The sequence below is a fragment of the Desulfatibacillum alkenivorans DSM 16219 genome (genome assembly GCF_900142135.1).
In the GTDB taxonomy this organism is placed as follows: domain Bacteria; phylum Desulfobacterota; class Desulfobacteria; order Desulfobacterales; family Desulfatibacillaceae; genus Desulfatibacillum; species Desulfatibacillum alkenivorans.
The window spans coordinates 95,070-114,967 of the sequence record NZ_FQZU01000005.1; the positions used below are offsets into that span (position 1 = coordinate 95,070).

The window sequence follows — 19,898 nt, forward strand, 5'->3', positions numbered from 1 at the left end:
CGCCGCATGGTGCGCCGAGGAACGGGCTCTTCCTATTGGGCCAATAGCTTTCCTGAACAAAACCTGCACCGCCGTAATTGCCGGCAGAGGGTGATCCTTTGCGTCCTACACTATTTTTCATGGAATTTTAAGGCATTGCAACCACCGGCGCTATTGCCGGGAGTTGAAGCGGGGCTTGTCCTGCAAGGGCGGTTTTCTTTGCTTTTTTTCCAAAAAACGGCCCTTGTCTAATGGATTTTTAACCTTGACCTACAATATTCCCCCGGTCTACTATTTTTTCGTTTGACATAAAAATGGTTGCTGTTACTAACTGATTGAATTGTCCCCTGAAGGCAGTTCCGGAGCGGACAATGCATTCTACATATGGCAGGAGGAAATACATGCCAGCGACAATCAAAAACATAATGGAGCCCAAGTCTATTGCGGTTATTGGAGCAACGGACCGAATCGGCAGCGTGGGCAGAGCTGTGGTGACCAATATTATCGAAGGCGGGTTCACCGGCGTGTTATATCCGGTCAATCCCCGCGCACGGTCCGTGGTCGCCAATAGAGCTTATCCCACGATAAAGGATATTCCGGACGACGTGGACATGGCTGTGGTTATTGTTCCCGCCCCTATGGTCGTGGACGTGGTGGAACAGGCCGCGGACAAGGGCGCCAGCGGCGTGGTGGTGATCACCGCCGGATTCAAGGAAGTGGGCGGAGAAGGCGTTAAGCTGGAAAACGAGCTTAAGGCTGTGGTCAAGGAGCGGGGAATCCGTTTGATCGGCCCCAATTGCCTGGGCATCATCAATACGGCCCCGGGCATGAGCATGAACGCCAGCTTCGCCCAGGCCATGCCCAAACCGGGCAATATCGGCTTCATTTCCCAGTCCGGCGCCATGTGCACCGCGGTTTTGGACCTGGCCCAGGGCCGGAACATCGGCTTTTCCAAGTTCATATCCTTTGGAAACAAGGCTGACGTCAGCGAAATCGACCTTTTGGAATACCTGGGGCAGGATCCGGACACGGACGTCATCCTTATGTACCTGGAGGACATCACGGACGGACGGAAGTTCATGGACGTCGCCCGGAAAATCACCTGGATGTATAAGAAGCCCATGTTGGCCATCAAGTCCGGCCGTTCGGAAGAAGGCGCCAAGGCGGTTTCCTCTCATACGGGCTCCCTGGCCGGCAGCGACGCTTCTTACGACGCTATTTTTCAGCAGAGCGGCATTCAGCGCGTGGAGGACGTGAACGAAATGTTCCATTACGCCACGGCCTTTTCGCAAATGCCTTTGCCCAGGGGAAACAGAATCGCCATTGTCACCAACGCGGGCGGCCCGGGCATCATGACCACGGACGCGGCTGTGCGCCACGGCCTGAAATTGGCGGAATTCGGCGAGCGCACCAGGCGCATCCTAGGGAAAAACCTGCCTCCCACGGCCAATATCAACAATCCCGTGGACGTGATCGGGGACGCGGACTACCAGCGTTACGAAGCGGCTTTGCGGGCCGTTGTGGATGACGGCGACGTGGACGGCGCCATTGTGGTGCTGACCCCGCAAAAAATGACCGACGTCCTGGAAACCGCCCAGATGGTCCCCAGGGTCCTGGAAGGGGTGGTCAAGCCGGTGTTGTGCGCATTCATGGGAATTGTGGACGTTTCCGTGGGCGTTCGCTACCTGGAGGAGAACAATATCCCCAACTACAGCTTTCCGGAAGAAGCGGTGCGGGCCTTGAACTCCATGGTGCACTTCGCCAAGGACGTGGAGCCCAACGAAAACATCCGGCGCGAATATGTGAATTATAAAGTGGACTCCAAGGCGGTGGACGCCATCATCAAGGAAAAGCTGAAAGACGTGGAAAGGGTGACTCTGCCCCAGTCCGAAGCCAACGAGATTTTGAAAATTTACGGATTTCCCGTGCTCCGGAATCGGGTGGCGACCTCTCCGGATGAGATCAAGCCCATCATGGATGAGCTTGGCGCTCCGGTGGTCATGAAAATTATTTCCCGCGACATCGTGCACAAGTTCGACGCCGGCGGCGTGATCCTGAATATCGAATCCCTGGAAGAGGCCCAGGCCGCCTACGACCAGATTCTGGTTAACGCCAAGGTCTATAAGGAAGACGCGGTCATCGACGGAGTCCTGGTGGAGCAAATGGCCGAAAAGGGCGTGGAGATCATCATCGGCTCCCATAATGACCCCAGCTTCGGCCCCATGTGTATGTTCGGCCTGGGCGGCACCTTTGTGGAAGCCATCGGCGACGTTTCCTTCCGCTTGGCGCCCATGTGGGAGTCCAGCGCCGTGGAAATGATAGACTCCACCAAGGCTTCCATCATCCTTAGCGGGCTCCGGGGCAAGCCGCCTTCGGACATCGACGCCATCAAGGATTGCCTGCTGCGCCTTTCCCAGTTGGTCACGGATCATCCTGAGATCGTTGAAATGGACATCAACCCTCTGATTGTATATCCTAAGGGATGCAAAGTGGCTGACAGCAGAATCACCCTTGCCAAGAGGGAGGATGCAGACGATGAAGAAGACGAATCCGGTGAAGACCCGGGCGTGGCTGTTTCTTGAGAAGCATTATGAGGATATAAAAAACCGGCATATGCGGGACTTCTTCAAGGAAGACCCGCGCAGGTTCGATAGCTTTTCCCTGGCTTTGGACGACATCCTGGTGGATTTCTCCAAAAACAGGATCACCACTAAAACCCTGGAGCTGCTCCTGAATCTGGCCCATGAGGCAGGACTCAGGGATATGATAAACAGCATGTTCTCCGGGGAGCATATCAACGAAACCGAAAACAGGGCGGTGCTCCACACCGCCCTGCGGCGTCAGGGCGACGAACCCGTCTTAGTGGACGGCAAGGACGTCATGCCGGACGTGCGCGCGGTGCTGGAGCAAATGCGGGTTTTTTCCGGCCGGATTATTACCGGAGAGTGGAAGGGCTTCACCGGCAAGGCCGTAACTGACGTGGTGAACATAGGCATCGGCGGCTCCGACCTGGGGCCTGTCATGGTCACGGAATGCCTGAAGCCCTACGCCAAGCCCCACATGAACGTGCACTTCGTCTCCAATGTGGACGGAACCCACATCGCCGAAACCCTCAAGCGCCTGAATCCCGAAACCACCCTGTTCATGATCGCCTCCAAAACCTTCACCACCCAGGAGACCATGACCAACGCCTACACGGCCCGGGCCTGGTTTTTGGAAAAAGCCGGGGATAAAAAGCATGTGGCCAGGCATTTTGCGGCCTTGTCCACCAACAAGGAGGCGGTGGAGGAATTCGGCATCGATTCCCAGAACATGTTCGAGTTCTGGGATTGGGTGGGCGGACGCTACTCCCTGTGGTCGGCCATTGGCCTGTCCATCGCATGCTATGTGGGGTTTGAGAATTTCCACGAACTCCTCAAAGGCGCCTACGCCATGGACGTGCATTTTCAAAAGGAGCCGTTTGAAAGGAACATCCCGGTTATTCTGGCTTTGATCGGCATCTGGTACAATAATTTTTTCAACGCCCAGACCGAGGCCATCCTGCCTTACGACCAATACATGCACCGCTTTCCCGCGTATTTTCAGCAGGGAAACATGGAAAGCAACGGCAAGTCCGTGGATCGGGACGGCAATCCCGTAACCTGGCAAACCGGCCCCATCATCTGGGGAGAGCCGGGAACCAACGGCCAGCATGCCTTTTATCAACTGATCCACCAGGGAACCAAGATGATCCCGGCGGATTTTCTGGCCCCGGCCCAATCCCATAATCCCATAGGAGATCATCATAAGATTCTCCTTTCCAATTTTTTCGCCCAGACTGAAGCCTTGATGAACGGCAAGACCGCCGCGGAAGTGCAAAAAGAATTGGAAGCGGCCGAAAAATCGCCGGATGAGATCGCCAAAATTTTGCCGCACAAGGTTTTTGAAGGCAATCGGCCCACCAACTCCATCTTGTTCAAAAAATTGACCCCCCGAACCTTGGGCAGCCTCATCGCCATGTACGAGCACAAGATTTTCGTCCAGGGCGCTTTGTGGAACATCTACTCTTTTGATCAATGGGGCGTGGAACTGGGCAAGCAGCTCGCCAAGAAGATTTTGCCGGAGTTGGAAGACGAAAGGCCCGTGAACTCCCACGACGCCTCCACAAATGGATTGATCAATGCGTACAAGCATATGATGGGGTAATTTTATGGTCCTGGCTTAACCACTCCTTGAAAGGAGCTTGTTATGAGCGACAGAATGCGGATAGCCATCAACACGGGCGGCGGAGACGCTCCCGGCCTTAACGCGGTCATTGAGGCCGTGGTTTTGAGCGCCTATAATAAAAACTGGGAAGTCTACGGCATCAAGCAGGGCTATCATGGGCTGCTGGATACGGAAGACATTATTCGCCTGGACCCCAACAAGGTTCGGAACATTTCCAACCTGGGGGGCACGATCCTGGGCACCACCAATAAGGGCAACCCCTTTGAAATGCCGGTGGAAAACATTGCCGGGGAAGTGGAAAAACGGGATCTCTCCGACCGGGTGGTGCAGAATTTCCACCGCCTGGGCCTGGACTGCCTCATCGCCGTGGGCGGCGACGGCAGCCTGAAAATCGCCCATGACTTTCACAAAAAAGGCATTCCGGTCATTGGCGTGCCCAAGACCATAGACAACGACCTCTCCGGCACGGTGGTCACCTTCGGTTTTGATACCGCCGTAAGCATCGCCACCGAAGCCATTGACCGGCTCCATTCCACGGCCAAATCCCACGACCGGGTGCTGGTGGTGGAGGTCATGGGCAGAAACGCCGGCTGGATCGCCCTGAACAGCGGCGTGTCCGGCGGCGCCAAGGTGATTTTGATCCCGGAAATTCCCTTTGACATGGATTTGGTTTGCGAAAAGATCATGGAAGGGGAGGTCATGGGGGAACGCTACGCCATCGTGGTGGTGGCGGAAGGCGCCGTCCCTCTGGGAGGCCGTATCGTTCACAAAGGCTCGGGAGAAGCCGGACGCCAGGAAGTGGTGCTGGGCGGCATCGGCGAGGTGGTGGCCCAGTCCATCGCCGCCAAAACCGGCAAGGACACTCGTTCCCTGGTTTTAGGCCATCTCCAGCGGGGAGGCTCGCCCACCACATTCGACCGCCTTTTGGCCCTGCGTTTCGGCGCCATGGCCATCCGGTTGGTGGAAGAGGGAAAGTTCGGCCACATGGTGGCCCTGGCGCCTCCCAATGTGTCTTCCGTGCCTTTGGAAGATGCCATCGGCACCAGCAAGCAGGTTCCCATGGATTCCGACACTCTCCGCACAGCCAAGGATATCGGCATCAGCTTTGGCGCGCCCGAATAATGAGTTAAACCGGGGGGATTTTTATCCCCCCGGCTCCTGCACCCGCACAGTATTGTCGTTTGTTCTCCATTGCAATCCCGCCTCTTGACAGTTTAATTTTTTGCTTTAAATTCTTGTCAAATAAAGATTAGTTCATGATATCAGGGTATTGATTAAAATATTGCATTCCTTTTTTTGTGTGTAGAGGAGGCAAAAATGGCAAATCGTAATCCCCCTAATTTTTCACTTGTGCGCTTTGGAAGTAATAGGGGCCTCCCGTCCTATGGCTGAGTTTTTCCGCAGCAAAGGGGACCCAAGCCCTTAATTTTTTCCGGCAGCGCAAAATTCAGAATACTTTTTTAGGAATAGTCGGGCGATCCCCGCAGATTGTCCGTAAAACCGCTTTGTCCAGGGCAGGGGATAATTGCGTCCATTGGGAGGCTTAAAGCGGATAGGAGTGAAGCAGTCATGAAAAAACGCGATTATTATATGGTGTTGGGAGTTTCCAGGGATGAAAGCCCCAGGGGAATCAAAGAGGCGTTCCGAAATTTAGCCATGCGATATCACCCGGACAGGGCAGGGCTCAAATGGACGGAACGGTTTCGCGAAATCATGGAGGCCTACGAGGTATTAGGGAATGCAGAGCGCAGACGGGATTATAACGACGGTTTGGATCACGCCAGTTCGATTCCCATTCGTAGAAAGTCCTCCGTGGCGCCGGAATACAGGGCGCAGCCAGAGCCGCTGATTCCGGAAAAGGTTCCGTCAATTGCTGAATATCTTGGCTTCAGCGACGCCTTTGACGCCCTTTTGAACCGGTTTGCCATGAATTTTTCCGGGATCGGCATTCCCAAGGCGGAGACGGCTCAAAGCCTGGATGTGGAGTTGATCATTTCAAAATCCCAGGCGATCCGTGGCGGAATGGCTGTGTTGATGGTTCCGGCATACTATCCGTGCCGCTATTGCAGGGGCACGGGGTATCGGTTTCCTAACATCTGTTCCTGGTGCGGGGGCGGCGGCATGTTGGAGGAACAAGAAAAGGTGCGTCTGATGATCCCCGCAGGCGTCAGGGACGGGGCTGTTTTGGAAATTCCGTTACGTGGAATGGGCGTACATAATTTGTATTTAAAGGCGGTGGTGCGGGTTCAATAAAGCGCAGGCCGGCTTGCTTGCAAGCCTTAGGCTTTGATTGCGAATAGCGAGAGAGTTTTTTCAACCTGATTTCTCTCTGACCCATTCAAGTTAAGGCGAGGAACGAATTTATGAGCGAAAACGTAGACAAAATTAAAGATCTGATTCTGGAAGCCGCGGAAAAGGCAAAAAAGGACACGGCGGGGGAGCCCGCCCCCGAAACCCCTCAAAAGCTGGAGTGGCCCATCCAGGCGACGCTTGGCCCGGGTTTGGAAGGGGCCATCGCTTGCGAAACCAATGTGGGCTACGTCAACGGCGCCAAAGGCTGGCTGGTATACAGGGGTTACGATATCTTCGATCTTGCAGCAAATTGCACTTATGAAGAAACTGCGTACTTGCTTCTCCACGGGGAGTTGCCCAATCCGCAGCAGCTGAATTTATTTAAGAATAAGTTCCTGGATTACAAAAACATCACGGAAACCCAGCGGCTGCTTATGAGCTTTCCCATCGAAGAGATGCATCCCATGGCCGCCCTGCGATTCGGCGTAGGCCTGTTACGGCAAAAACAGACCTACCGGGACAAGGACAAGGGCATCTCCACATTTCCTGAAGCGGTTTCTTCAGACGATGATTCCATCGCCATGGAAACAATTCCCAGGGGCGACAAAACTGCGACCTATGTTTTCCCTAATCAATCCTACCAAAAGCTCCAGGGCGTGGAAACCAACCTTCTGGGCTCCGAAGACGTAGAGTCCTGCTACCATCTGATCGCCGGGCTCGCAGCCATCGCCGCCACCGTGGCGAGAATTCGATCCGGCCATCTGCCCTTGGAGCCGGATCCCAGCCTCAGCCATGCCGGAAACCTTCTTTATATGATGACAGGCCGGAGGCCCACTCCCGTTGAGGAACGCATCATGGACGTGTGCCTGATCCTGCATGCGGATCACGGCATGAACGCCAGCACCTTCGCCTCCATGGTGGTGGCGTCCACCCTGTCCGACATCTATTTCGCCGTGGACGCCGGCGTAGCCGCCTTGAGCGGCCCCTTGCACGGCGGCGCCAACGAACAGGCCTTGTTGATGCTGCAGGAAATCGGCGGTCCGGAAAATGTGGATGCATGGTACAAAAAAGCGGTGTCGGAAAAACGGAAAATCATGGGCATCGGCCACAGGGTGTATAAAACCTATGATCCCCGAGCCAGAGTTTTAGGTCCCATGGCCGAATTTCTCGCAAAGGAAAACAGCGGGGTCCAGCCTTTGATGGAAACCGCCAAGGCCCTGGAAAAACAGGCCTCTCAGGATCTGGGAGCTAAAAAGAATCTTTTTCCCAACGTGGATTTCTATTCCGGCCTGGTTTATCACGCCATGGGCGTCCCTTCGTATATGTTCACGCCCCTTTTCGCCGTCAGCCGCGTGGCCGGATGGACTTCCCGCATCCTGGAATATCTGGAGAACAACCGCATCTTTCGTCCCAGAGCCTCCTATACAGGATTTTTTGGAAAGACCGTCCTGGATTTTCGGCAAAGCACGCCTGCATCCAATTGATTCCTTTCCTGCATTTCGAAAAAACAACGGCCGTCGCACATGCCCATGCGGCGGCCATTTTTTGCCTGCAGGCATTTCAAAAAAACTTGAAGCCTCTGAAAATCATGCTATATATCAGTATGCTTGGTAAATTTAAGGGCTTTTTTCGTAGAAATACAAGATGAGTCTGTGAATATATTTCCAAAGGACTGAAATTGCGCTTTCTCATCAATATATACATTTTTCCTTACGGAATCTGGTTGTTTCAGCCTCGCATGCAGGCCCTCATGAGGAAGTTGGACCGGGCAGCCGAGCAAGTGGAGAAAGACGCATAATTTTTTGATTCAAAACAGCCTGCTTACTATAAAGATTTAATCCGTGGTTCTGGTCATGCTGAGCAAAGGCGGTCAAATCGTTCTGTAGAAGGCTTTGCCCCAGGCCTTGGCGATGTAGTGGATAAAAGAAATACCGCGAAGCGACCCGACGTTTTTTCTTCCCATAGCTTTTGCGCCCGGGCAACTCAACAAAATGATGTTTTTCACGCTCGGTTTTCAAATTCCCCCTGTTTGATAAACAATCCTTTGGCACAAAAATTGAATGAAAAAATACTTGGGGTCAAATTTGAGGCTCTCGGCTGTATCATGTATTATATTAAATTGTTATCATTTTAATTTGGAGTTCTTGTTTTATGTTTTCCTCCCGACCCGTAAAAATCTGGATCGCCGGAGTTTTGCTCATCGCCATTCCCGTCATCCTGTTCTTTGACAGGCTGTACGCCCTGCATTTTCAGCACATTCAATTGCATTCCACCATCGAGACCTTTGGCGGAATTACGGTCTGCCTGATTTCCTTGATGCTCTATCTGGAATCCCAGGCAAGCCTGAACGCCCAGTTGATTATGTTGGCCACGGGCTTTGCGGCCATGGGAATCCTGGACATCTCTCACGCCATCAGCAAACCGGGGGACTCCTTCATCTTTTTACACAGCGTGGGAAGCCTGTTCGGCGGATTTTTTTTCGCCTCCGTCTGGTTTACCCACGGGCGGCGCATGAGAAACCTTTTTGAGTTGCGATTCATCTATTTCGGCTTCGCCATATTATCCGCCTCCGTAGGATTGCGGGCCTTATTGTTTCCTGGGGACGTGCCCAGGATTTTGCCTTTGTACGACGAAGGCTTCACCGTGATCGCCGTTTTGATTAACCTGACCGCCAGCTTTTTGTTTTTTCTTTCCATGATGAAATTTTACAAAATTTATCGGCAAAGCGGGGCAAAGAGGGACCTTTTATTCGTCTACCTATCCTGTTTGTTCGGAATCGCCGAGTTGATCTTTCCCTTTTCCAGCCCGTGGAACGGAATGTGGTGGGTATGGCACCTGGTTCGCCTCACCGCCTTTACGGCGACCCTGGTTTTTGTTTTCAGGCGCTATAGAAGGCGTTTGAACGAGGACGGCTTTGGCGCCGGGGAGCGCGGAGAATCATGAAGACCGGCGCATATCTATTGAGGCTTCCCAGGTTCATGCTGTTCTGGCTGGCTTTGGATGGAGTTTATATCGCCGTATTGTCCCAGTATTTGGGCGGCCGCATTCCTCTTGCTTTTACGGAGTTCATCCTGGTTCATTTGCTGGGAGTCGTTGTGGGAACCATGGTCATGTTCACCGGCCTGGGAGCGGGAATGCTTTGGATTCCGGTCCTGACCGTGCTTCACATCCGGCCCAGCGAGGCGGTTTCCATCTCCATATTCACCCAGATAGCCGGAAAAGGCGCCGGGTCCATCAGCTATCTTGTAGGCGGAAAGGTAGACCTTAAAATTGCAGCCCGTTTCATCCCCATGGCGTTGATTGGGGTGACTATAGGATATATCTCCGGGTATTTCATCCCCCAGGAATACGAACGCGTTCTGCTGTACATTTTTCTATTGGTGGCCGGCTACCTTCTGATGCAAATGATTCAATCCCTGAACGAGCCCGAGGAAAAGAAAGCTCTGCGGCCTCCCGAACAAGGCCGCTCCATGATTAAAAGCTGGCCTGTGGTTGCGGTTTCCTCTTTTTTCACCGGCCTGTTAAGCATCGGAAATACCGACTGGATCATTCCCCATATGGAACAGAAACTCAACCTGCCCACATGGAAGGCCGTGGCCACAGGCCTTTTCATCATGTTCATCACTATCCTTTTTTATCTGTTTCTGGTCTGCATGAGCGTATGGCTGGACTACCGCGCCTGGCCCCAGGGGGCGCCTTTGCTTTTCGCCACATGCAGCGGCGTTGTTTTAGGCGGCCAGATCGGAGTGCGCCTGACCCGATTCGCCTGGTTTCGCAAGCATCAGAAGCACGCCTTTATCCTTCTTCTGGCCGTATCCATGATTCATCTTTTGTGGTAGCTCCTTTTGCCCTGCGTCCCCTTTTTCCGCTTAAAATCCTGTCGGCAAAATTTTCCCTTTCGCCCGCTATTAGGGAAAAACCTGCATGCCCGAATTGCCGCTCCGGCAACTCTTTTCGATAAGGCGATAATTTTAACAATCTGTAATTAAAGATAATTTTATCTATCCTTCAAACTTGGCACAGGGGTTGCGTTTTAGGCGGTCAACTCCGGCGCCAAGCGCGCCGGCGGGAACAAAACAACCGAAGGATGGTTTTGACCACGAAGGGAGATGCAATGATAACGCAAATGCTGGCAGCAAACGGGTTTTTGGACGGAATCGTTTCCAGAAAGGCGGGGATAACCCGGCAAGGGGATTCCGTTGGGCAGAACCTGTTTTCTTCGCTGCTTACAAAAGCAGGCTCTTCCGTAGACGCCGTAACAACCGGCGTAGCCAAAGCGTCCGAGCAGGCCGCAAGCAATGTGGATCAGTTAAAAAACAGGATGCTTCGCTCCGGAACCGCCCTGGAGGAAATAACCATAGAGCCTGAAGCCGAAAATCACGTGCGTGCGCTTCTTCTTTTGGACGGCTACTCCCCTGAGCAAGTGGGGGAGATCATGGCCGGATTCGGGGAAGACGGCTCCGGCATGACGGCCTCCGAATTGTTCTCCCGGATATCCCAGTTTGAGCCCGAAGAGGCCATTCTGCAGCAAAGCCGGACCCTGGACGTGAGCGCCATCCCCCATTTGGAAAAAGCGCTGTTTCTGGCCGGTTTGGACGTGGAGCAAAGCCAGGCTGTGATCAACGATTCTTTGACCGCGGACGGCAAGATCTCCATGAAAATGCTGGTCCAGAACCTCAAGCAGGTTGCGGGCGGCGAAGACCAGGGCCAGGCGGCGGGATTGGAAACCGCCCTGGAGATCATGGAAGCCCTGAACGCCGCGGGGATTGAAATCAGCGAACCGGCGAAAGCTCCTGCAACTTTGAAGGAACTTCTCAGCGTTCTGCAAGCCAACTCCTCTGAAAACGTGTCCGGGCTGCCCAAAATTACCAGGGAGAGGCTTTTGAGCCACCTGAAAGGCGTGATGGATAACGCGGTGGTGGAGGATGAGGACGGCGAAGGCCTGGTTCCCTTGGCCAAGCTCATGGAAAGCAAGCTCAAGTTCATCGATGAAGAGGATTTTGAAGGCGTTCCCGTCGTGTACGTGGAAATGGCTCTCCGCAGGATGGGCGTGGATTCCGCCGAAGCCGGACGCCTGGCCTCTCAACTATCTTCGGCCGGTGAAGGCAAGGGCCGAATTCTGGTGAACAATCTGGGCGCCGCCGAAAAATTCAAGGAAAGCCTTCCAAAGGAAAGCGTTCCGGCCTTTGAACGTTTGATTCGGGAAATGGCCGCCAACGGCGAGCTTGCCGGAAACGCAATGACCGTTAAGGATTTTTCCGAGGTCTTCGCCTCCATGGACGTGGAGGAAGCCATGGAGGGATTGTCCCTCAAAGGCTCCGACGAACTGGAAACCCTGGCCGCGCTTCTGAGCCAAAGCCTGGAGGCGGATGGCGAGGACGGCGTTCAGACCGCTTTGTATGCAGAGAAGAAATCCGTGCCTCAAACCCTGGTGGAATTGCGCGATCTGCTCCAGGGATTGGCTAATAACGGGAAAACCCTGCCCGAGGCCGCGGCCAAGGATCTGGCAGCAGTCCTCAAGCAGTCCGGCGCTGACGCCACCTTGGTGGATGATCTCATTGCGGAGGCGAAAATCGCGGAAGGGGAAGTGGACCCCGCCAAACTGGCCAAAAGCATGGAGCGCGTCGCCCAAAGCGTTTTGCTGGTGGCTATAGAGGAAGCGGGAACCAGGATTGATACGGCATATAAGAGCGCCGAGCTTTCCCGGAACTTCGTGGGAGTCATGCAAGTGCTGCAAAACACCCGCAACGGCTTCCTTTCCGAAGAGGCCGCTCAGTATGTCGCCAAGGCTCTGGAAGAGATGGGGGCCGACGTTCATGAATTTAATCAGGCCCTTTCCCAGAATCGTTTTCCCTCCCGGGGCGTGGACCCTGTCCCCGTGATTCAAGTGGTCAAAAATATTGCAGCTAAAATGGGAATCGACTCCGAAACCATCGTCAACGCCTCCATTCAAACCGGCGTCCAGGATCCTGACGCGGTTGTATCCAGGGTGAAGGCCAAGAGCCAAGCCTTTGGATTTACAGGGCGGGACGATGCGGGAAACAAACTTCCTTTTGGGGAGGTCATGAACGGCAAGGCCGAAAACAAGGCTGCAAGCGCTGCGGTTTATCAGCCTAAAGAAAAAATTTCCGAACCCGTCGCCGCAGTTCAGGTGGAGCAAAGCGCCTCCAAGGCGGACAAGGGGACGGTTGTGACCATTCAGGATAGCGACGCCCCTGTCGTTGCCGTGAACGATAAGTCCGCCCGGAAGCCGCAGGCGGCTATTGTAGAGAGCAGCCGCCGGGACGTTCGTATTGACGTCAAGGCGCCTCAGGCCAACGCCGGCCAGGATGTGCAGGAAGAGACGCTGACCGCCGACGAAGCCAAAATTACAGTCAGGGCTGGTGAGCAGGCGGATTCCGCCCGGCAAGCCAAAGGCGCGCAGGTTCAGTCGGAAGCCACAGCCCGCGTGGGCGTGAAAGCGGATGCGGAAAACGCCGGGCAATCTGCCGCAGCCCGCGAGGGAGCGACAGTGGATGCGGAAAAGGCCGGACAATCCGCCGCTCTCGGCGCGGTGAAAAATACGGAAGCTCCCAAGGAGGCCCCAGGTCCTATGCAGGGCGTTCAGCAGACGCAAAAAAACGCTGAAACGGCGCAGGCCGAACCCGAAATTGTCGTTCGCGGGGCGGACAGGGTGCATACCCAGGGACAGGCGTCATCCGGCGCCTCCCAGACCGGTCAGACCCAGGTGAAAACCGTAGAGAACGTCGCCGTGGAAAATCGCGACGGCCAGAAGGTTCAGGTCCGCAGCAATGACGTATTTGTCCAGGCGCCGGCCAATGCTAACGCAGATGAAGTTGAGCAAGCGCAAACGGCGGCCAGAAGCGCCGCGGGCCTGAGGGCGGATCTGGGCGCATCTCAGGCTGTCAGGGAAGCCAGGACAAAGGACGGCGTCCAGGCGAATCAAACGGCCGCCGCCCAAAGCCAGGGCCAAAAAACCGGCGAGGCCGGTCAACCAATTCAAGTAAACGCACAGGGCAAAGCCGCCGCAGCTCCGGAATCGGAGTTCGGGGACGCCCTGCAACATGCCGCAGCCCGCAAAAACGACGCCGGAGTCTCCGCGCAAGCCAGGGAAGAAGCGCCGGCCGGAGAAATCCGCACGTTCGCTAAGCTGGCCGCTTCAGACAAAGGCGTCGACGGGGCTGAGGCCCAGGCTGCAGCAGGCAAGGGCTCTGCCGCTTCTCAAACCCACGAAGCGCAAGCTGCGTCTCAGTCCTTTCAGCAGGAGCCGGCGCAAGCCTCCCGCACCAGCGAAGCCGTCCCTCAAAGGCCTGTGCTTCGGCCTTATGAGGGTCAGATGGCTCAGCAGTTGGGCTCCCAGGTGGTTCAGGCCCTGAACCGGCGAGACAATAAAATCCGGCTCCAACTCCATCCTCAGCAACTGGGCAAGGTGGACGTGAACCTTAACCTGAAGAAAAACGTCCTGTCCGTCGGCATGAGTGCGGAGACCGAGGCGGTCAAGGAAATACTCATATCCCATGTGTCGGAATTGAAGAATGCGCTATCCGATCAGGGGATTGTTGTGGATAAGATCGAAGTCAATGTCAGGCAGAACCCGGAGCAAAACCTCGCCCAGCAACAGCAAGGGCAGGGGCGGGGCAGGCAGGCAGGAGGCAACGGGACTTCCACCCGGGGGGAAAACCAAACCCCGGAGGGATTCGTTGGAATGAACCCGCCCAAATATGAGACGGAATCCGGCCTGAACGTCGTGGCTTAAGTATTAGGAGAATCAACATGACAACATCAATCAACACATGGTCGGTAGGCGCCGGGGCTTACAGCAACGCCACCACGGAGAGCACCGGCACCAGCCTGGGGCAGGAGGATTTTCTCCAGCTTCTCATCGCCCAGCTGAAAAACCAGGATCCCCTGAATCCCATGGAAGGCACGGACTTTACGGCCCAACTGGCCCAGTTCTCCAGCCTGGAGCAATTGTTCGGGATCGGCGATTCTCTGGAGGAAATGCTGGCCATCCAGTCCAATAACGGGACCGGCGACGTGGGCTATTTGCTGGGCAAGGTCATTGTGGCGGAAGACGATTCCCTCACCGTCAACGGCGGCCTGTCTTCCTCCGCCAACTTCACCATTGAAGAAGACGCCGCAGTGTCCATCAGCATATTCGACTCCTACGGGATTGAGGTCAAGACCATCAACGCCGGCTCCCTGGAGGCCGGGACCTACTCCGTGGGATGGGACGGACGGGACGACTCGGGCGTTTCCGTGGAAGACGGCACCTATTCTTACGAAGTATCGGCCAAGGACAGTTCCGGGCTTCCCGTTTCCACCTACACCGTAGTGTCGGGAGAAGTAACAGGAATCACCTATGAATACGGAGCCCCCTATCTGCTCTTGGGGGATCAGATGGTATCTGCGGGCAGCATCCTGGAGGTTCATATGCCTGAAACCGCAACCGACACTGAGAGTTAAAATGATTTGCAAATAAACAACTTTGAACGAACAGTTTAAACAAATAGCCGTTTCAGGCGACATTAAGGAGGCGTAACATGTCTTTATCAAGCGCACTTTTTTCGGGCATCAGCGGAATGAACACCCTGGGCAATTCCATGACCGTTATCGGCGATAACATCGCCAACGTGAGCACCGTGGGCTTCAAGTCCAGCCGGGTGACGTTCCAGGACGTTCTGGCTCAAACCGTGAGCACCCAGTCCGGAACCGGACAGCTGGGTCGCGGCGCAGCCATGGGCGATATTACGGGCATTTTTTCCCAGGGGTCGCTGGAAACCACGGATTCCGCAACAGACCTGGCAATTGGAGGCGAGGGCTTTTTCGTGGTCAGGGATCCGGAAAACGTGAACCTGGAGTATTACACCAGAGCGGGCGAATTCCGCTTTGACGAAGACGGAAACTTTGTGAATCCCTCCGGGTATCTGGTTCGGGGTTGGAGCCTGGACCAAAACGGCAATGAAGAGGGCTCCATCGGAGACATCATCCTGAACTCCTTCACTTCCCCTCCGGAAGCCACGGACAAGGTCACCCTCATCACCAACCTGGATTCCGACGGCGAAGACAACTCCCTGGACGCGGACGTGAAAACCGCCTCCCTGGGAACCGTCACCCTGGGCGGCGATGCGGTCAACCATCCCATTTATTTGACCCTGAACAACCAGACCGCCGTCAACACCGACGTCAGTCAGTTTGCAGTGGCCTGGAACAGCGGCGCCGGCACATGGTCCATCACCCATGGGGCCACGGAATATCCCGCTGCAGTCATTGCCGGGGACGCCGCCGGGTTCACCATAGACCTGGATAACGACGGAACCACGGACATCACCGGGCGCACGGGCGGCAGCCTGACCGCCGACGGAACCGGGTCTTTTGATATCGAAGCCCCCGGGGCATTGGGCGTGGTCACCCAGGGCGGCGACGCCGTGAATAACAACATCATGGTGACCGTCAGCGATTCCGAGGCCATCCTGGCCATGGCCTCCGGTTTTGAAGTATCCTGGACCAACGCCACGGCCACCTGGTCCATTACAAACGGATTGGCAAACTATCCTTCCGCCAGCGTTTCAGGCAACGCGAATAGCTTTGAAGTGGACCTGGACGGCAATGGAACCACCGACATCTCCGGGACCGTGGCGGGCGGCGGCATGACAGCCGATGCAACCGGCTCCTTTGACATCTATCCCCCCAACGGCATGCTGGCCCAGACCTGGGACGGGACCGCAACGCCTCCCCTGGGAGACGGCGCCTATGAGTACCAGGCCATCCTGAAGGTTTACGACTCTTTGGGCAATACCCACGACCTGACTGTCTATTACGACAAGGGCGACAATGAGGGGGAATACGAGTTCATCGTGACCGTGGCCCCCGATGAAGACGCCAGGGGCGGCGGAACAACCGGCCTGCCGGACATTGACACCACCATAGACACCGGCGCAGGCCTTCTGGCCAGGGGCGTGCTGAACTTCACTTCCGACGGCGAGATCAACGATCTGCAGATGTGGGAGTTCAACAGCGACGGAACCGATTGGTCCACTGACAACGCCGACAACTGGACGGCTTTGAACCCGGACAACGCCTCGCATATCAGCTCGGACGGCTACTTTTACCTGAATCCATCCTTTGCCGAAGACCTGACCTCCCCCATGGAGTTCAACCTGGGCATGGCTTACGACGGAACCGCGTGGGTCCAGGAATCCCTGTCCACCACCCAGTACGCCTCCGCCGGCAACACCACGTACCAGGCCACCACCGGGTACGGCGTGGGCGATCTGGACGGCATCAGTGTGAGCAGCGACGGCGTCATCACCGGCAGCTACTCCAACGGCCAGATCAAACCCCTGTTCCGCATCGCCCTGGCAAAGTTCAACAACGTCCAGGGGCTGCAAAAAATGGGGCAGAACATGTTTGCGGCCACCAGGAACTCCGGCGACGCCATCACCAATAAACCGGGCACCAACGGCCTGGGAACCATCACCTCCAACGCCCTGGAGCAAAGTAATGTTGACCTGGCCAATGAATTTGTTAAAATGATCACCACACAGCGCGGCTACCAGGCGAATTCCAAGGTGATCACGGTAACGGACCAACTCTTGCAAGAGGTGATCAACTTGAAACGCTAATATGGCTTCCTAAGCATCCGGCTGCGGATGTTGTTTGCGACTGGCGGGATGAGACCCATATTAAAATTCCTCGTTTTAAAATGTCTCCTGCCATTCCCGGGAAGGCAGGGGGAGAGGGGTTGCGCCCTTTCCCCCTGTATTTTCCACAATCCTCCGGTCAACTCTGTCAAGCCCATGACGTTTTTTCCAGGCCTAAATTGAACTTGTGCTTCTCCTTATAAGACACGGCGGCTTGTTTCGGCTGCCTGAGCCCTCCTTTTTTTAAATTTTTTCCATAAAATCAGTATAAAAGAACCTGCATGCACCCTTTGCCCAACCTATCCAAGCCTTTTGGCACGAAGGTTGCCTAATGTATTGGCCAGGCAACTTGGCATCATATGGAGATTGGTAAATGGATATTGCAACAATTTTAGGCGTGGTCGGATCTTTCGTTCTGGTCGTCCTTGCTATCGGACCAAGCGGTCTTGGAGCCTTCATAAACGTGCCCTCGCTGATTATCGTTGTCGGCGGAACCATGGGCGCCACCATGATCAACTATCCCCTCAAAGAGATATTGGGCATCGTGGGCGTGGCCATGAAAACGGTTTTCGCCAAAGAGGCTTCCGCCAAGGACACGATCGCCAAGTTCATGGATTTCGCCCAAAAAGCCCGGCGCGAGGGCATCCTGTCCCTGGAAGGGGATATTAAGGAGTTGGAGGATGAATTCATGAAAAAGGGCATCCAGCTGGCCATTGACGGCCTGGAGCCCAACGCCATCCGCGAAATTATGGAAACGGAAATCAACTACACCATGAACCGGCATAAGCTGGGCGCCGACCTTTTCACCACCATCGGCACCTTTGCTCCGGCTTTGGGCATGGTGGGCACGCTCATCGGGTTGGTGCAGATGCTTCAGTCCATGGAGGACCCAAGCAGCATCGGTCCGGCCATGGCCGTGGCTCTGCTCACCACCTTTTACGGGGCCATTTTGGCCAATATTATTTGCATGCCCGTGGCGGGTAAGCTCAAGATGCGCTCCACGCAGGAAATGGAGGTGCGCGAACTGGTGGTGGAGGGGGTCCTTTCCCTGTCTTCAGGGGAGAACCCGCGTATCGTCGAGCAAAAATTGGCCTGCTTCCTGCCGCCAAAACAGCGGGAGCTTTCCGAGGATTAAGCCATGCCCAAAGAAAGACCGCCGGAACCGCAAGATCGAAGCGCAGAAAATGGCAACCGGACCATGAACGTATCTCTGTTTATTATTCTGTTGGCCTTTTTCATCGTGCTCAATTCCATCGCCGTGGTGGACGAACAGGCCAAACGCGAGGCTTTGGGGTCTCTCATAGGCAGCTTCGGCATTCTGCCGGGCGGCCTTTCCCCCATGGACGCGGAAGGCAAGGGCAGGTCCCTCAAGCCGCCCATTCATCCGTTGATGGATGCCGTCGATGAATCCCTGCCGGACTTTGTGGGCCTGAGTGCAGAGTCCTCCAGTCAGGTGGACATCCGGTCAACAGGCAACGGATCGCTCATCAGCATCCGGGACCAGCTCCTTTTTGAAGACGGCGCCTCCAGCATTAAGCCATCGGCGAAGGCCTTTCTCACCAGGCTGGCGGAAATCGTCAATGCAGACAATTTTCCCGTGGTCATCACCGGCCATACGGACGACAGGCCGCCTGAAGAAAAAGGCGTGCAATCAAACTGGGAACTATCCGCCCGCCGGGCCATGGCGGTTTATCGGTTTTTCTACGATCAATACCTGGAGCAGCTTGCCGCCAGGGAAAGGGGGGCTAACGGAGGCGTCGCGCCTGTTGAGCTTCCCAACAAATACCCTAAACGCATTGACGTGTACGGCTGCGGCCCCAGCCAGCCGGTGGCCAGCAATGACACTCCCCAGACAAGGGCCTTAAACAATCGGGTGGAAATCCTTATGGATAAAAGGGCTAATTACAAGCTCCAAAGAATATACAAAAACAAGTCATCCGGGCTGTTTGTGTTTAAGAAATTCGTATTCAGCGTGCTGGATTAGGAAGAGCCAGGTATGGGAAAACAACCAAAAGAAATCGAATCCCCCGACACCACCATGTGGATGGTGACCTTTGCGGACCTGGTGACCCTGCTCATGACCTTTTTTGTGCTCCTGCTCACCATGTCCTCCATGGACACCAAGGCGCTCCAGACCATGTTCACCCTGTTCGCAGGCGCCAGCGGCCCCTTGGACTTTTCCCCTTACGGAAAAGTCTCCCCCATGCAGGGGGACGCGGACATGACGCCGGGCCCCTTGGACGGCATGAGTCCGGACAATGTGGACATGCTGACCACCCTGACCGAGATTCTGGACAACTCCGACTACATCAAGGAGCCGGAGACGATTCTCAAAAGGTTGACGGTCAGGTCGCGAGATATTGTCAAACAATTGACGGAAAGATACACGGACCAGATTTACGTGAACGAGGACGAGCGGGGGGTCGTCCTGACCTTTGACGAGACGGTCATGTTCGATCCGGGGAGCTCCCGGATACGGCCTGAAATGTATCCCCTGCTGGATGTGTTGGCTCAGGTGCTTAAAGCGGTCTCCGGCAGGGTGCTGATAATCGGGCATTCGGACAGTACGCCCATGCACAGCGTGCAGTATGATTCCAATTGGGACCTGAGCCTCTCCCGGGCTTTGAACGTGCTTTATTATTTTACCACGGAGCACGGATTGGAAGAGGACAGGCTGGGGGTGGGAGGCATGGGAAACACCAAGCCCATCGCGTCCAACCAGACGCAGGCGGGACGGGACAAAAACCGCCGGGTTGAAATAGTGATTACCAAATAGGA

General features: G+C 55.2%; 14 protein-coding genes. 13 read left to right on the top strand and 1 reads right to left on the bottom strand.

The window, feature by feature from the left end; translation table 11 throughout:
• Positions 1–380 precede the first annotated feature (380 nt).
• The 5 genes from acs (at position 381) to BUE18_RS06225 (ending at position 7,961) form a co-directional block, all read left to right on the top strand.
• The gene (gene acs, locus BUE18_RS06205; RefSeq protein WP_073473997.1) at positions 381–2,561 is read left to right on the top strand and encodes an acetate--CoA ligase alpha subunit; all 2,181 of its coding nucleotides are present in this window, start codon (positions 381–383) and stop codon (positions 2,559–2,561) included.
• On the top strand, positions 2,515–4,164 hold the full coding sequence (pgi, locus tag BUE18_RS06210) for a glucose-6-phosphate isomerase (RefSeq protein WP_073474000.1): 1,650 nt from the start codon (positions 2,515–2,517) through the stop codon (positions 4,162–4,164). Before acs ends, pgi begins: the two co-directional genes overlap by 47 nt.
• Before the next feature lie 42 nt (positions 4,165–4,206).
• Positions 4,207–5,307: a 6-phosphofructokinase gene (locus tag BUE18_RS06215; protein ID WP_012610163.1), complete on the top strand. Its 1,101-nt coding sequence runs from the start codon at positions 4,207–4,209 to the stop codon at positions 5,305–5,307.
• A 447-nt stretch (positions 5,308–5,754) separates the two neighbouring features.
• The gene (locus BUE18_RS06220; protein ID WP_073474003.1) at positions 5,755–6,438 is read left to right on the top strand and encodes a DnaJ domain-containing protein; all 684 of its coding nucleotides are present in this window, start codon (positions 5,755–5,757) and stop codon (positions 6,436–6,438) included.
• 110 nt (positions 6,439–6,548) lie between these two features.
• Positions 6,549–7,961 (top strand): citrate/2-methylcitrate synthase, encoded by a 1,413-nt coding sequence (locus tag BUE18_RS06225; RefSeq protein WP_073474006.1) that lies wholly within the window; start codon positions 6,549–6,551, stop codon positions 7,959–7,961.
• A gap of 264 nt (positions 7,962–8,225) precedes the next feature.
• On the opposite strand, the gene BUE18_RS27445 is transcribed toward BUE18_RS06225, so the two are convergent.
• Entirely contained in the window at positions 8,226–8,495 is a 270-nt protein-coding gene (locus tag BUE18_RS27445; RefSeq protein WP_139264631.1) for a hypothetical protein, read from the bottom strand.
• Positions 8,496–8,628: 133 nt separating this feature from the next.
• Here BUE18_RS27445 and BUE18_RS06230 point away from each other — a divergent pair, with 133 nt between their 5' ends.
• From BUE18_RS06230 to BUE18_RS06270, 8 genes are all read left to right on the top strand, one after another.
• Complete coding sequence (locus BUE18_RS06230) at positions 8,629–9,420, top strand: MASE3 domain-containing protein (protein WP_073474009.1); 792 nt, start codon at positions 8,629–8,631, stop codon at positions 9,418–9,420.
• Positions 9,417–10,316, top strand: coding sequence for a sulfite exporter TauE/SafE family protein (locus BUE18_RS06235; RefSeq protein ID WP_073474011.1), 900 nt, complete (start codon positions 9,417–9,419; stop codon positions 10,314–10,316). Before BUE18_RS06230 ends, BUE18_RS06235 begins: the two co-directional genes overlap by 4 nt.
• A 275-nt stretch (positions 10,317–10,591) precedes the next feature.
• Positions 10,592–14,233, top strand: a complete 3,642-nt coding sequence (locus BUE18_RS06240) for a flagellar hook-length control protein FliK (protein ID WP_073474013.1) — start codon at positions 10,592–10,594, stop codon at positions 14,231–14,233.
• A 17-nt stretch (positions 14,234–14,250) separates the two neighbouring features.
• A complete protein-coding gene (locus BUE18_RS06245; protein WP_073474015.1) occupies positions 14,251–14,943 on the top strand; it encodes a flagellar hook assembly protein FlgD in 693 nt (230 codons plus the stop codon).
• 77 nt (positions 14,944–15,020) lie between these two features.
• Positions 15,021–17,102 (top strand): flagellar hook protein FlgE, encoded by a 2,082-nt coding sequence (locus BUE18_RS06250; RefSeq protein ID WP_073474017.1) that lies wholly within the window; start codon positions 15,021–15,023, stop codon positions 17,100–17,102.
• 391 nt (positions 17,103–17,493) lie between these two features.
• Positions 17,494–18,255, top strand: a complete 762-nt coding sequence (locus BUE18_RS06260) for a motility protein A (RefSeq protein ID WP_073474021.1) — start codon at positions 17,494–17,496, stop codon at positions 18,253–18,255.
• Positions 18,256–18,318: 63 nt separating this feature from the next.
• Positions 18,319–19,104 carry an OmpA/MotB family protein gene (locus BUE18_RS06265; protein ID WP_170868285.1) on the top strand — a complete coding sequence of 262 codons (786 nt, stop codon included), beginning with the start codon at positions 18,319–18,321 and terminating at the stop codon, positions 19,102–19,104.
• Positions 19,105–19,116: 12 nt separating this feature from the next.
• A complete protein-coding gene (locus tag BUE18_RS06270; protein WP_073474025.1) occupies positions 19,117–19,896 on the top strand; it encodes an OmpA/MotB family protein in 780 nt (259 codons plus the stop codon).
• Positions 19,897–19,898: the final 2 nt, after the last annotated feature.